Raw genomic sequence first — 13217 nt, forward strand, 5'->3', positions numbered from 1 at the left:
TTTCATTTTTAACTTTTTTGACGACAATGAAATTAAATATAAAACAAATCATACCGTGCTTAGTAGCTGCGATGAGTCTAGGTACGCTAAGTTCTTGTGATAAGGACTTTTTAGACAAAAATCCACTGAATGCTATCTCAGGAGCTACATTCTGGAAAACCGAAACCGATGTCAACATGGCCTTAGCGGGGGTTTATCGTACCCTTCAAAATGGTATATATGGTCATCGAAAGCCGTTTTTTGATGCATATTCTGACAATGCCTATGACCGACATAATTATTTTGGCTATCAGGCCGTGACCCTGGGCGTTGTCAATCCAAGTAGTGTCAATTCAGGGCTTTACAGCCAGCCTTATGCGGGAATTGCAGCTTGTAACTATTTCTTAGAAAACGTGGGTTCGGTCGCTGCGGTATCACAAGCCAACAAAGATATTTACTCAGCCGAAGTGCGGTTCTTGCGAGCTATGTACTATTTTGATTTGGTACAAATGTTTGGAGGAGTGGTCTTGTACAAAGTAGCCCCCAAAACCGCCGAAGAAGCCAAAATCAAACAAAGTACCAAAGAAGAAGTATTGGCGTTTGTACTGGAAGATTTAGACTATGCCATTTCTAAATTACCATCTACTGCTTATACGGGCCGGGCAGTAAAGGCAGGGGCGCAGTTTTTGAAAGCCAAGGTTCGACTTTACCAACAAAACTGGGCAGAGGCCGCTTCAATCACCAACGAAATCATCAATTCAAAACTGTTTTCGATTTATCAAGGTGGCTTCGCTAATCTTTTCTTGGCAAGCACTCAGCAAAACAACCCCGAAATTATATTTTCTACCAAATATTTGGCTCCTAACAACCCACAAGGCAACGAAGGGATGTTGGTAGAAATTGGCTGGTATGGCTGTATTGCGCCGTACAAAAATCTCTTGGACGAATATGAAATGGCCAATGGAAAAATGATTTCGGAAGCAGGCTCAGGCTATGACGCTGCCAATCCTTATGCTAACCGAGACCCCCGCTTACGTATGACTATCGAAACGCCAGGCGATCCCGAGACTGCCAACCTGATACATACAGACCCCCTTCTCACTGGGTTTTCGCAGAAGAAGTACATGGATTTGTCAAAATTGCCATACGATAGAACCAAGATTCCACTGACCGACATGAACGTCGTACATATGCGCTATGCTGAAGTACTTTTGGCGTATGCCGAAGCCAAAAATGAAGTGTCAGGACCAGATGCTAGTATTTATGAAGCCCTCAATAGTATCCGGTCACGGACAGGAGTAAAATTGCCAGCGGTGGATCAGGCTAAATACAATACCAAAGAGTCGCTACGGGAATTTATACGTCACGAACGACGGGTAGAATTGGCCTTAGAAGGGCATCGTTATTTTGACCTAAAACGTTGGAATATTATGGCATCAAAATTAGCGGCAACCAAAAACCCTGCGGGTCAAGCATTGATTTTTGGTGAGAAAAACAATGTATTACCTTTTCCGCAGTCGGAAGTAGATAGAAACAAGAGTTTGACCCAAAACTCTGGATATTAGTCTTTTGAATGCTCTTTTAAAAGTGGTATTTCTACGCTGTAGCAATACCACTTTTATTTAAATAATTAGAAAATTGCCTTAAATAGCCTAAAGTCCATGACAGTAACCTCATAAAATATCGTTAATTTATAAGCATAAACAGCTAAATAGCAACCCCTCAACTTAGTAAGTACCTGATAAACAATCAACTAATTCACCCAAAATTTAAAATAACATCTACATAAGCCATAAAAATAGAGCTATACTCTATACAAAGTACTTTTTCACTATATCCCATTTCGATTTTCATAAATAATATCCTACCACCATGATTAATACCCTTTATACACTCAAATTACATCTTTTGCATATTGGGTACGCCTCTCTCGGTACCAATTGGCAATATGATGGAGTGTTAAGCCCATTTTCTCGTTTGTACTTGATTACGGAAGGCGAAGCGTGGGTTTATCATAATCAGCAGAAGTATCTGCTAAAACCAGGATATATGTATCTTATACCCAAGTTTTCGGTGAGCCGTTATCATTGTGATACCAAAATGGAACAATACTATGTATCGTTTTTGGATGAATCAGAAAATGGCCTCTCCGTTTTTGATATGCTCCCTTTTGTGTATGAAGCTAAGGCTTCGCATTTTGACAAAGCTTTGTTCCAACGTTTGCTAGACCTGCACCCCGGCCGAGCTATCCTCAAAGCAGACCCTAAAGCTTATGACAACCGTGCTGAACTCCTGAGTTTTAATCAAAATTATTCCCAAGCAGAAGACAATCGACTGGTAGAGACGCACGGAATTTTACTTCAATTAGTATCCCGTTTTATCTCTTCTCAATACCCCGTAAAACCCAAAGAAAAACGCCCTCCTACTGAATTTGGTTTAGTGCTTCGATATATTCATACGCATTTAGACAAAAAACTAACGGTAGAACAACTAGCTGAATTACAGGGACTAAACTGCGATTATTTCTCTAGACAGTTTTTAAAAGTACTTGGAATAAGACCCCTCGACTATATTATCAACAAACGACTCGAACGGGCAAAAGTACTCATGACTACCTCCTCGCTTTCTTTGCAGGAAATCGCCGACCGGGTAGGTATATTTGATATGTACTATTTTTCGAGACTTTTCAAAAGCCGCTTTGGGGTTCCACCTAGCCGCTATCGCAAACAAGTTTTTGACTGAAATAGCTTGACTTGACCTCTTCAATGCACAGCACTTGTGAGTGCATTTTTTGATAAAATTTTGAAGTTAATAGCTATCCCAACCTAACATGACCACCCGAAGAGATTTTCTCCGTAAAACTGCCCTAGCCACTACCCTTGGACTTGGAGCGTCCGACATTTTAACTCATGCACACCCTCATACCTTAGCTGCCGACTTAGTAATTGGACACCAGGGCTTTACGTACAAAGTAGATAAAAATTGGGCTAAAATCAGTGTAAATAGTACTCCCCTTTTCAATTGTCATGAGATGGTACAAGACAGTAAGGGACGTCTCATTATGCTAGGGGATAATGTGCGGAACAATATCCTCATATTCGATAAATCGGGAAAATTATTAGATAGTTGGGGAACTGCCTACGCAGGTGGGCATGGGTTGACGTTGGCCAAAGAAGGCGAAGAAGATTTTTTGTATATCGTGGATTGTGGATGGTACCAAGACCGCACAGGCAAATGGAATCGACAAGCAGGACAAGTGGTGAAAACTGACTTGAATGGACGTATTATATTTACCCTAGGTCACCCGCAAACGATTGGCATTTATAAGCACGATGAGCCATTTATGCCTACCGAAACAGCGGTCGCACCCAACGGAGATATTTATGTAGCCGACGGATATGGGTCAGATTATATTATTCAATACAATGCCAAAGGACAATATATACGTCATTTTGGAGGGCATCACAATGCCAATCCAGAGCATAATTTGCAAAATGCTCACGGTGTAGCTATTGACACTCGCAATAAAGCCAACCCAACCCTCATCTGTACCTCACGCGATGAAAATTGTTTCAAAATCTTTACCCTCGACGGCAAATACATCAAACGGATTGATTTGCCCGGAATGTACGTTTGTCGCCCTGTGATAGCGGGTCAAAATGTATATGCAGGCGTTTGTTGGTCTAAAGACAAAGAAGGCAAACGCAATGCTAATTCGGGTTTTGTTACGATTTTAGACAAAGACAACAAAGTAGTTTCGTGCCCAGGAGGACAAGCTCCTATGTACAAAAGTGGTATTTTACAACCTACACTTCAAGCCGAAGTACCCGTTTTCCAGCACGGCCATGACGTTTGTGTAGATGAAGACGAAAATCTCTACATATGCCAATGGAACGCCAACTATACACCGCCTGTTAAGTTGACCAGAGTATAAGCCAGAATCCAGAGATGATTTTATAAGCTTTTTTTTATTTTCTCTTCTAACCTATACTTTACGATTTTTGTAATCAAATCCAACGGCATGGGTTTATCAAGAGGAAATTGGATAGAGCCTTTTCCTGTTTTAAAATCCTTAAAATCAGACTCAAACCTCTTATCGTTCATGGGAATGGGATAAAACCCAATGTGTTTTTTGAAAGCCGCAAAATATACCAAGTTGCCATTGAGTACAAAGGTAGGCATGGCATACTTAATGGCTTCTTGGGCAGTAGGTGCAGCAGCCCTAACGGTAGCGCGTATTTGTTGTAAAATCACTTGTACTTCAAGAGGCTGCCAAGCGATGTATTCGTCTATATTTTTGGCTACTTTTTTCTCCATGACTTAAAGCTTGCTTAAATAGTAATTGCTGAAGTTTGAAGCAAATCGTCCAAATTCTCAAAAATCGAAACTACCCCTCCTTCCATTCCACTTTCTATCATGGCATCGCGGTCGTCTACTGAGCGGCATACGTCGTGAATAGTAAGTTTTGTTCTATCATCAGACAATGCTTCAAATAGCATCACCTCCAGCACCACGTGACCCCGCTCTGGAAGGGCTTCAAATTCAGACGTTTGAACAATTCGCTCAGGTGCAGTAAGTTCGTGAATTACGCCACTAAATACACACAATACCTTCCCCTGTGCATTGGTATGAGTATATCTATATTGACCTCCTTCGCAATAATCGTGGGTATTGAAGTGCATAGTGACACCTTTGGGAGCAAAAAATTGAACCAAAATCTCAGGTTGGCTAAAAGCTCTAAACACCAACTCCCGAGGCGCGTCAAATTCGCGATAAATAAAAAGCTCTTGCTTTCCTTTTTCTGCTACAATCTGTGTTTTGTTTTTACTAGCCATTTTGTTTCAATTTAAGTTGTCGTAGTAATTCATCCAATTGTAAAAAACGCTCTTGCCAAATCTGACGGAAGGCTTCGAGCCAATACCTATTTGTTTTCATTGTACAAAAATTAAGAGGAGAGAAGAATGTTTTAAGGCAACCAATCAGTTGCAAATATACAAGCAACTGATTGGTTGCGCAAATTTTTTAAACAAAATTTATCCCTTAACTATTTTTTAGGTGCTATCTAGCTACCCAAACACAAGTTTATCCTTGTCCAAAGGAATCATATTATAAAAATGGTTGTGGCCTATCTCCTCAAAATAATATTGTTTCCATTTTTTGGTTTAGGTATCTAGTTGGAGTAGCCCTGTATGCCAACATCTCCTCTACGCCGTTGCGGGTGGAGCCTACTAGACTGGTTGAATAAGTCGCTATTTTGAGTAAATGGAGAAAAGGGATGTTATTATTTGTAAAAAGGCTGCCTAAAAAGGTAGCCTTTTTACAAATAATAATTACTGCGCCTTACTCAACCTATTTTCTTTTCTGGTTTTGGCCACTTGTAGTACATTTTTACCGATATTGATACCACAACGTAAGCCTTCGTCACAGCCCGAACGATAGTGAATTCCTCCATATACTCGGCTGATACCTGCCATTTCAGCGGCTTCTCGGAAAGATTTAAAAGACATAACACCGTGTCCGTGTTTAAATTCGGTAGAGTCTGTAAAAGCTACATTGTCACCATGCACAAAACTCAAAACCTCTGCCGCTGCTGCCGAGATAGTACTATGCCCACTGGTATATTCTGGAAAAGGAGGCGTTTGTAAATAGGGTCTCCACTTGGGGTCAATATCAGAATTGATGACGGTTTCAGGACGGATTTTGTTGCTCCGATATTTTTCATCCCAGCAGCTTATGAACGCATCAAACAAAGCAATAGAGCCTAGCAAATACCCTTCTACACTTTTTTCAAAGGAAGCCTTGGTAGTTTTGCTAGCGGTTTCGTTGATGGCAAGCCAATGTCCTCCGGGAGTCATTTTTTTGTTGGCAAACATAACGTGCCCTACTACATTCATTACAAAGGGATTGTCGTCCCAAAACCACGCTATGCGCTTTTGCTCTTCCGTTAGGTTTGTTCCAATATCATATACTTCTCTGGTTTCTTTCCAAAATTCGCTGTTTTTATCCGTGTTCCACTGTGGAGGGCGGATAGGGATAAATTGGGTGACTGAGTCCATCGTAAAAGGACGGATTTTGTTCCACTCAGGCTCACAAGCATCCGCGTAGGCAGGAGGAGTGGGAACCCACGTGCCAGGTTTGTTGGTGACAGTAAAGCGTACACCACGTGTTTGTTTATAATAATCTTTGGCAGAATAACGCATCACATGAGCCGCCACACTATCACCATAAGCGATTGAGTTTTCGATGACTTCATCAGGGATTCCCATTTGCTCGTATTTTTTGTAAAAGTCTTTTTCATATTCATCGAAGAAGTTTGTTGAAAAAGTAAGATTACGAGCTACTTTAAGGAAAGCACGTGTACTAGCCAACGGAAAGCAATACTTCTTATCGGAATCAGGTGCTACAGGAGAAGTAAAGCCTTTGAGGCTACCTCCCAATGATTGATACATTGGGTAGCCTGGTACCAGCGCTTCATAACCCGCCAAATTGGCATATACATAAATACGACTGGCTACTGGCGGCTTGAAAATATCATGAATGATTACTTCCGTCAGTAATTCAACAGATTTGTGATAAAGTTCGGGATCATCACCTTTGGTGCTATAGTCCTCTTGATTTGGTTTACAGGCATTTATCGACACCATTATGGCTAATGTGCCTAAAAAAAAGAAAGATTTTATTGACATGATTGAATACATAAAAAGGTAAAAAACAATAGTCATCTCTCCTACATGAACGGCTCTTGTAGGAATGATTATCTTCTTAGTGGTTCCAAAGAGAACCATACAAAACGTAATGCTGATATTGCTAAAATAGAATTTTGCAATATCGAGTAGTAGTAAACAAGAAGGTAGATAAACGACTAATGTAAGTTAGGAGGAGGAGAGAAAATGATGTAAAATGGGTTTAAATACAACAAGTTGGGAGTGCCGTAGATAGGGCTATCCCAATCTTTCGGATAGCTCACCGCAGTCCAGACCAGAGGCGCTTGAAAAAGGTATACTTTGGTGAGTTCTTGGAGCCATTTTGTGGCATTGTTGAAAGGTTTTGGAGAAGGCAATGACCAATCCATAAATCCTAACATTAGGTCTGATAGTTCCGCAAAACGCTCATGTGCATGCTGATTGGTTTTAAGAAGAATATAAAGAGTATCGTTTTGATGATGTTGTTGGATGATATTGTAGAAGTTTTTTCCATCCCGAATGAGTCCTTCTTCTTGCTCAGGATTTTCCCAAGTTGTATTGTAAGGCAGCATTGGAAGGGGAATGGAGAGCGTTTGCCATTGGTCATTTTCGGTGATTGGTGAGGCAAAACGAAAATCTTCTTCAAAATACCAAACCGCTACAGTAAGCCCAAACATATGATAGAGCAGCAATACAAAAAGACCGATGGCAATGAGTTTTTTCAGAGGTATTGGCAGACAGACGTATTAGCTCGTAAATGTAAAAAGTTATAAGCAGAGTCCCTAGAAGTGGGGTGTTTATCTTATTTAAAACCACCTTCCTTTTGAGTATCACCCTAAACAAGTGGAATCGGTTCTGAACAAAAATAAGAATAATTAAGCCTATTGAAGCGAGCAAGCAAGACCTTTGACATTAATGAGTTAAACACCTTAACACAAAAAACAATTTATCTATTTACATATAACATAAAAAATATATTATCTATTTATTTACAACAAAACACAAATAATATCTTATTATTTAACAAATAAAAGATAAAAAAATCCACAAACCATACTTCATATATCTTTGCAAAAGTCCTTCTTATAACTATTATATTCTTCTATGAAAGCATCTCATCATGTGCATAGTTTTCTCCAATTGTTGAAGACCGAAACTGCTACCGCTGATATTCATCAGCGTGTTAGAATCCGAACCGCCAAAGAATACGCAGGGCAATTGGGTCTTCATCCTAATTATTTGAATTCCTTATTGAAAGAATATACGGGTACGTCTATTAGTATTCATATCAAAAATCAGCTCTTAGAAAAAAGTAAAAATTTGCTTTTACAGACAGATTGGACTTTACAGTACATTAGTTACCGTACAGGTTTTGCTAATCGCTCAAACTTCATTCAATTTTTTAAAAGTCAGACAGGAGCGACTCCCAATGAGTTCAGAAAAATGGCTAGACAAAAAAGCAATTAATTCAATGAGACGAATGAACATATAGCTCCACTTTGACGTACTTTCCAGCACTGCCAAAGTGGAGCAAAACGGTTTTATTTCTCGGCCTTTTCTCTCAGTTGATGAGTAGGACGAAAACGCTCACCGTAGGTATCTGCCAAACGGTCAAGGGTAGCTACAAAGGTTTTTGTACCCACAAAATCTGCAAATGACAAAGCTCCACCCGTGTAAGGTGGGAATCCCCAAGCCAATATCGACCCTAAGTCTGCATCTAGCTTGGTACGAATCACTCCCTCTTCCATACACCGCACCGCCTCAATCGCCTGACGATACAATAAACGTATTTTTACTTCCTTCAAGGTGGGTTGAGTTTTTGCCAAAGGAAACAATTCCTCCAATCCCTTCCACAGTTCTTTGGAGGTATTGGTTGGATAATCGTAAAACCCTGCTTGGGCTTTTTTGCCAGAGCGTCCAAGTTCGGTAAATTGTTTACTGATTTGGTAGCTTGTATCTTCTGTCGAAAGAGCACCATCTTTCAAGGCTTGCGCCGCGATTTTGTAAATCAAATCCAAGGCTACTTCATCTGCTACGGCCAACGGCCCCACGGGCATTCCGGCCAATTTCCCAGCGTTTTCTATCAATATTGGATTGACCCCTTCTTTAAGCAATTCCATACCTTCGGAAGTATAAGTACTAAAACAACGAGAAGTATAAAACCCACGCGAGTCGTTGACAACAATAGGCGTTTTTTTGATTTTTCGCGTAAAATCAATCGCTAAAGCTAGGGCCTCATCTGAAGTCTCTTTGCCAACAATCAGCTCTACGAGCATCATTTTATCGACGGGCGAAAAGAAATGAATCCCAATAAAATGTGCAGGATGGGCGGAGGCTTTGGCAAGTCCCGTAATCGGTAAAGTGGAAGTATTGGTACCAAACACACCTCCCTCGGCTAGCATCGGCTCGGCTTCTTGGGTAACTTGGGCTTTTAGTTCACGATTTTCAAAAACAGCTTCAATTATCAAATCACAGCCTTTCAAATCCTCCACCACAGCCGTGGGTTTAATCAATTCCAACAACACATCCGCCTTAAAAGCGTCGATTTTGCCGCGTTCTTGCATTTTTTTCAACAAAGTACGTGCATAGTCTTTGCCTTTTTCGGCTTGCTGAAGGCTCACATCTTTCAACACTACCTCTATTCCGACGGCAGCACTTACATAAGCGATACCTGCTCCCATCATACCTGCGCCCAAAACACCAAGCTTTTTCACCTCCTTTTTAGGAATATCTTTTGGACGACTCGCACCTTTGTTGGCTTCGTTTAATCCCAAAAACATCGTTCTAATCAAATTACCAGCGACTTTGGAGGTAGCTACTTGCACAAAATGCCGCGCTTCTATGGCAATACCCTTGTCGATATTGACCAATAGCCCCTCATACACACACGACATGATATGCTGCGTAGCGGGGTAATTGCCTTTGGATTTGTCCATCATCATGGCCGTACCTACCGTAAAAGTCTGCATTCCAACCGGACTCAATACATTGCCGTTGGGTACTTTATAATTGTCTTTGGCCTGAATTTTACCCGTCTTTTTGTTGATTTCATCCCAAGGTTTCACAGGGTGGGGATTGGCTTCAATCCAGGCCACTGCTTTGGCCATCATCTCTTCGGGGGTAGTAGCAACCGCATCTACAATACCGACTTTAAGGGCTTCGCTGGGCGACATATCCTTGCCTTCTAGCATCAAGGGCAGCGCGGCTTGCATGCCAATCATCCGTGGCAAACGCTGCGTACCTCCCCCACCAGGCAATAAGCCCAACTTCACTTCAGGTAAGCCTAATTTCGCTTTAGGGTTGTCTAAGGCCACGCGATAATGGCACGCCAAACAAATCTCCAATCCACCGCCCAAAGCCGTCCCATTGATAGCAGCGACGACAGGTTTACCGTTAGTTTCTATTCTACGAAAAATCTGATTGAGTCCCGTCGAAATTTTAAGCATCTCGACAGGGTCGGCGTCTTGATTCCTTAATATCATTTTGAGGTCAGCACCTGCCACAAATTCATTTTTTTCGGAAGTAACAATGATTCCTTTGACATCCGCATCTTGATAGGCTTTTTCGAGCGCCGCCCCAAAAGCTGGAATAGATTCATCGTTGAGTACATTCATGGGCGAACTGCTCATGTTCCAACCCAAGATAGCGATATGATTATGTAGTTGATAGGTAATTGACATAGTGATGTTTATTTAGCAGAATGAACGAGACTTTCCAAGTTCTTTTATGGTTGCATAGCTTGACCCAAACTACATCGCTTGCGCTTGACCCAAACTATCATTTGGGTCAAAAATGGTATTGCGTCTCCGACGCAAAGCCTTTATGTGAAACAGTTTTTATTGTTTTCAAACGCGGAAAGGCTATTTTGGCATGAGCATATTATTTTGTTCAAACACCTAAATCCTTATAAAGTCGGAGACTTTATACCCTACTTGTACCGACATCATGTCGATACAAGCACCAGCCTGCCCCTAACTATCATTTGGGGCAAAAATGGTATTGCGTCTCCGACGCAATACCTGTATGTGAAACAGTTTTTATTGTTCTCAAACGCGGAAAGGCTATTTTGGCATGAGCATATTATCTTGTGCAAACCCCTAAATCCTTATAAAGTCGGAGACTTTATACCCTACTTGTACCGACATCATGTCGATACAAGCACCAGCTTGACCCAAACTATCATTTGGGTCAAAAATGGTACTGCGTCTCCGACGCAATACCTGTATGTGAAACAGTTTTTATTGTTCTCAAACGCGGAAAGGTTATTTTGGCATGAGCATATTATCTTGTGCAAACCCCTAAATCCTTATAAAGTCGGAGACTTTATACCCTACTTGTACCGACATCATGTCGATACAAGCACCAGCTTGACCCAAACTATCATTTGGGGCAAAAGTGGCACTGCGTCTCCGACGCTCAAATCCTTTCAAAAATAGTAGCGATTCCCATTCCTCCTCCGATACACAGGGTAGAAAGACCGATTTGTTTTCCCGAACGCTCTAGCTCATCGATAAGCGTCGCCGAAATAATCGCACCCGTAGCTCCCAGCGGGTGTCCAAGCGCAATAGCGCCGCCGTTTACGTTTACTTTGGCATGGTCAACCCCCAACTGCTCCATAAAATACAAAGGCACCGCCGCAAAAGCTTCGTTGACTTCAAACAAATCAATGTCTCCAATAGTCATTCCTGCTTTTTTCAGGACTTTTTGGGTAGCCGGTACAGGGCCGGTGAGCATGATAGTAGGCTCCGAACCTACCACCGCAAACGCCCTAATACGGGCGCGAGGCTGTAACCCCAACTGCTGCCCAATACTCTTTGAACCAATCAAAAGCCCAGCGGCACCATCCACAATCTGCGAAGAGTTTCCGGCGTGATGAACGTGGTTGATATGGTCAAAATCCGCGTATTTCATCAATGCCAAGGCATCAAGCCCCATCGTACCCATCATTTTAAAAGCGGGTTTTAGTTTGCTCAACGATTCTACGTTAGTACCAGGACGGACGCCTTCGTCGCGGTCGAGGAGGGAGATTCCTAACTCATCTTTATAAGGCACAAGCGACTTGGCAAAACGGTTTTCTTGTTGGGATTTTTCTGCTCTTCGATACGACTCTACCGCAAAAGTATCTACGTCAGTACGAGAATATCCGTATTTAGTGGCAATCAAATCTGCCGAAATCCCCTGAGGAACAATGCGATGACGCGCCACGATTTGAGGATTCATGAACAACGCCCCGCCGTCGGTGCCCATTGCCACCCGACTCATGGACTCCACGCCGCCCGCTACTATCAAATCTACTTGCCCCGACATCACGTAGGCAGCAGCTTGATTGATAGCTTCTAAGCCCGACGAACAAAAACGATTGAGTTGCACTCCTGCCACGCTCTCAGCATAGCCTGCTTCTAGCACGGCTGTCCGGGCAATGTCGGCTCCCTGCTCTCCAATGGGCGTGACACAACCCATAATAACATCATCTACATAGGCAGTATCCAATTGGTTACGGCTTTGAATGGATTTCAATACCGATGTTAGGAGTTGGATAGGCTGCACCTCATGCAGCGACCCGTCAGATTTTCCTCTTCCGCGCGGGGTTCGCACGGCATCATACACATAAGCTTCGTTCATGAGAAATAGGGGAATTTGAAAAGTAATAAGTAAATGTGCAAATCGCTACGATGACCTAATTGAAAAGTAAAAATTGAAAATCAGTGAGTTACATGATTAATAAACTAACAAGCACCTCTCCAAATCCCACGCCTTTAGGTTGGGGAAAATAAAGAGACGATATTTTTTGGCTTTAGCCCTGATGACATTCTCATTATCTATTACATTGACGGCTCACGATTCACCGATACCTGATAACATTGCGCAAGTACTCTGCTTGCATACTGTTGAAAGCAAAATTAAAGCCTAATTCTCAAAAAGCAAGAGCCATGAAGAATAAGTGTTACCCCAAGAATATTTTTTTGAGACATCCCCACAAAGCGCGTTTGTTTTTATCGTCGGCTTGTACAATATCAAGCGACTCTGCCAACAAGAAATTGACTCCTGCAATGCGCTTGGGATCGTAGCGGTTCATCATGATTTCGAGGTTAATTTGGATGAAAGGCACTCCAAAAGAAATAAAATGATGTACTTGCTTGTGCTGTAGCACTGCTCTAAAATCCATCTGTTTTGAACCTGCGATATTGAGAATATCTACGCCATCGAGGTTGAGATTGACGGCTTTGAGTACTTTTTCCAAAAAGATAGTATTGCTAGGCGATAAAGCGGGAGATTCGTCTATCAAGATAAGGGTTTTGTGGTTGAGCTGCGGAGGGGGTGCCAAGGTCGGTACCACAGCAGCAGGAATAGGTGGAGTAGGTTTTGGCACAATCGGCTCGGCCACGGGCTCACTTACCAGCACAGGCGCCTCAGCGATAGGGGCTTGTGCCACTTTTATATCTTCCTGCACCCGATAGAGGGTTTCGTGCTGAAACAGTATCTTGTAGAAATTATCCATTTGAGCACAAATTTACAAACAGTTTGCTGCTTGATGCGATATTTGAGATTTAAAGT

Annotated in this window: 11 protein-coding genes; 4 read left to right on the forward strand and 7 right to left on the reverse strand. The window is 42.0% G+C overall.

Going from position 1 to position 13217, the window contains the following annotated elements; all coding sequences use genetic code 11:
• The first annotated feature begins 26 nt into the window (after positions 1 to 26).
• From P1X15_RS17350 to P1X15_RS17360, 3 genes are all read left to right on the forward strand, one after another.
• Positions 27 to 1544 carry a RagB/SusD family nutrient uptake outer membrane protein gene (locus P1X15_RS17350; protein WP_277339402.1) on the forward strand — a complete coding sequence of 506 codons (1518 nt, stop codon included), beginning with the start codon at positions 27 to 29 and terminating at the stop codon, positions 1542 to 1544.
• Between the two features lie 307 nt (positions 1545 to 1851).
• Entirely contained in the window at positions 1852 to 2721 is an 870-nt protein-coding gene (locus P1X15_RS17355) for an AraC family transcriptional regulator (protein ID WP_277339403.1), read from the forward strand.
• Between the two features lie 88 nt (positions 2722 to 2809).
• On the forward strand, positions 2810 to 3913 hold the full coding sequence (locus tag P1X15_RS17360) for a 6-bladed beta-propeller (RefSeq protein ID WP_277339404.1): 1104 nt from the start codon (positions 2810 to 2812) through the stop codon (positions 3911 to 3913).
• A 20-nt stretch (positions 3914 to 3933) separates the two neighbouring features.
• Here the strand turns inward: P1X15_RS17360 and P1X15_RS17365 are convergent, their stop codons facing one another.
• The 4 genes from P1X15_RS17365 to P1X15_RS17380 form a co-directional block, all read right to left on the reverse strand.
• Entirely contained in the window at positions 3934 to 4296 is a 363-nt protein-coding gene (locus P1X15_RS17365) for an iron chaperone (protein ID WP_277339405.1), read from the reverse strand.
• 14 nt (positions 4297 to 4310) lie between these two features.
• Entirely contained in the window at positions 4311 to 4814 is a 504-nt protein-coding gene (locus P1X15_RS17370) for an SRPBCC domain-containing protein (RefSeq protein WP_277339406.1), read from the reverse strand.
• A gap of 495 nt (positions 4815 to 5309) precedes the next feature.
• Positions 5310 to 6665 carry a vanadium-dependent haloperoxidase gene (locus P1X15_RS17375; RefSeq protein ID WP_277339407.1) on the reverse strand — a complete coding sequence of 452 codons (1356 nt, stop codon included), beginning with the start codon at positions 6663 to 6665 and terminating at the stop codon, positions 5310 to 5312.
• A gap of 176 nt (positions 6666 to 6841) precedes the next feature.
• Positions 6842 to 7339 (reverse strand): hypothetical protein, encoded by a 498-nt coding sequence (locus tag P1X15_RS17380; protein ID WP_277339408.1) that lies wholly within the window; start codon positions 7337 to 7339, stop codon positions 6842 to 6844.
• A gap of 427 nt (positions 7340 to 7766) precedes the next feature.
• Here P1X15_RS17380 and P1X15_RS17385 point away from each other — a divergent pair, with 427 nt between their 5' ends.
• Positions 7767 to 8129, forward strand: a complete 363-nt coding sequence (locus tag P1X15_RS17385; RefSeq protein WP_277339409.1) for an AraC family transcriptional regulator — start codon at positions 7767 to 7769, stop codon at positions 8127 to 8129.
• A 74-nt stretch (positions 8130 to 8203) separates the two neighbouring features.
• Here P1X15_RS17385 and P1X15_RS17390 read toward each other — a convergent pair whose 3' ends face one another.
• The 3 genes from P1X15_RS17390 to P1X15_RS17400 form a co-directional block, all read right to left on the reverse strand.
• Positions 8204 to 10342: a 3-hydroxyacyl-CoA dehydrogenase NAD-binding domain-containing protein gene (locus P1X15_RS17390; protein WP_277339410.1), complete on the reverse strand. Its 2139-nt coding sequence runs from the start codon at positions 10340 to 10342 to the stop codon at positions 8204 to 8206.
• 736 nt (positions 10343 to 11078) lie between these two features.
• Positions 11079 to 12284 carry an acetyl-CoA C-acetyltransferase gene (locus tag P1X15_RS17395; protein ID WP_277339411.1) on the reverse strand — a complete coding sequence of 402 codons (1206 nt, stop codon included), beginning with the start codon at positions 12282 to 12284 and terminating at the stop codon, positions 11079 to 11081.
• 322 nt (positions 12285 to 12606) lie between these two features.
• Positions 12607 to 13161 (reverse strand): hypothetical protein, encoded by a 555-nt coding sequence (locus P1X15_RS17400; RefSeq protein WP_277339412.1) that lies wholly within the window; start codon positions 13159 to 13161, stop codon positions 12607 to 12609.
• Between the last annotated feature and the right edge of the window lie 56 nt (positions 13162 to 13217).

Source organism: Runella sp. MFBS21 (genome assembly GCF_029433105.1).
GTDB lineage: Bacteria > Bacteroidota > Bacteroidia > Cytophagales > Spirosomataceae > Runella.

Coding starts and splice junctions, on each gene's coding strand:
- P1X15_RS17350 (WP_277339402.1), top strand. CDS start 27: ATGAAATTAAATATAAAACAAATCATACCGTGCTTAGTAGCTGCGATG.
- P1X15_RS17355 (WP_277339403.1), top strand. CDS start 1,852: ATGATTAATACCCTTTATACACTCAAATTACATCTTTTGCATATTGGG.
- P1X15_RS17360 (WP_277339404.1), top strand. CDS start 2,810: ATGACCACCCGAAGAGATTTTCTCCGTAAAACTGCCCTAGCCACTACC.
- P1X15_RS17365 (WP_277339405.1), bottom strand. CDS start 4,296: ATGGAGAAAAAAGTAGCCAAAAATATAGACGAATACATCGCTTGGCAG.
- P1X15_RS17370 (WP_277339406.1), bottom strand. CDS start 4,814: ATGGCTAGTAAAAACAAAACACAGATTGTAGCAGAAAAAGGAAAGCAA.
- P1X15_RS17375 (WP_277339407.1), bottom strand. CDS start 6,665: ATGTCAATAAAATCTTTCTTTTTTTTAGGCACATTAGCCATAATGGTG.
- P1X15_RS17380 (WP_277339408.1), bottom strand. CDS start 7,339: ATGTTTGGGCTTACTGTAGCGGTTTGGTATTTTGAAGAAGATTTTCGT.
- P1X15_RS17385 (WP_277339409.1), top strand. CDS start 7,767: ATGAAAGCATCTCATCATGTGCATAGTTTTCTCCAATTGTTGAAGACC.
- P1X15_RS17390 (WP_277339410.1), bottom strand. CDS start 10,342: ATGTCAATTACCTATCAACTACATAATCATATCGCTATCTTGGGTTGG.
- P1X15_RS17395 (WP_277339411.1), bottom strand. CDS start 12,284: ATGAACGAAGCTTATGTGTATGATGCCGTGCGAACCCCGCGCGGAAGA.
- P1X15_RS17400 (WP_277339412.1), bottom strand. CDS start 13,161: ATGGATAATTTCTACAAGATACTGTTTCAGCACGAAACCCTCTATCGG.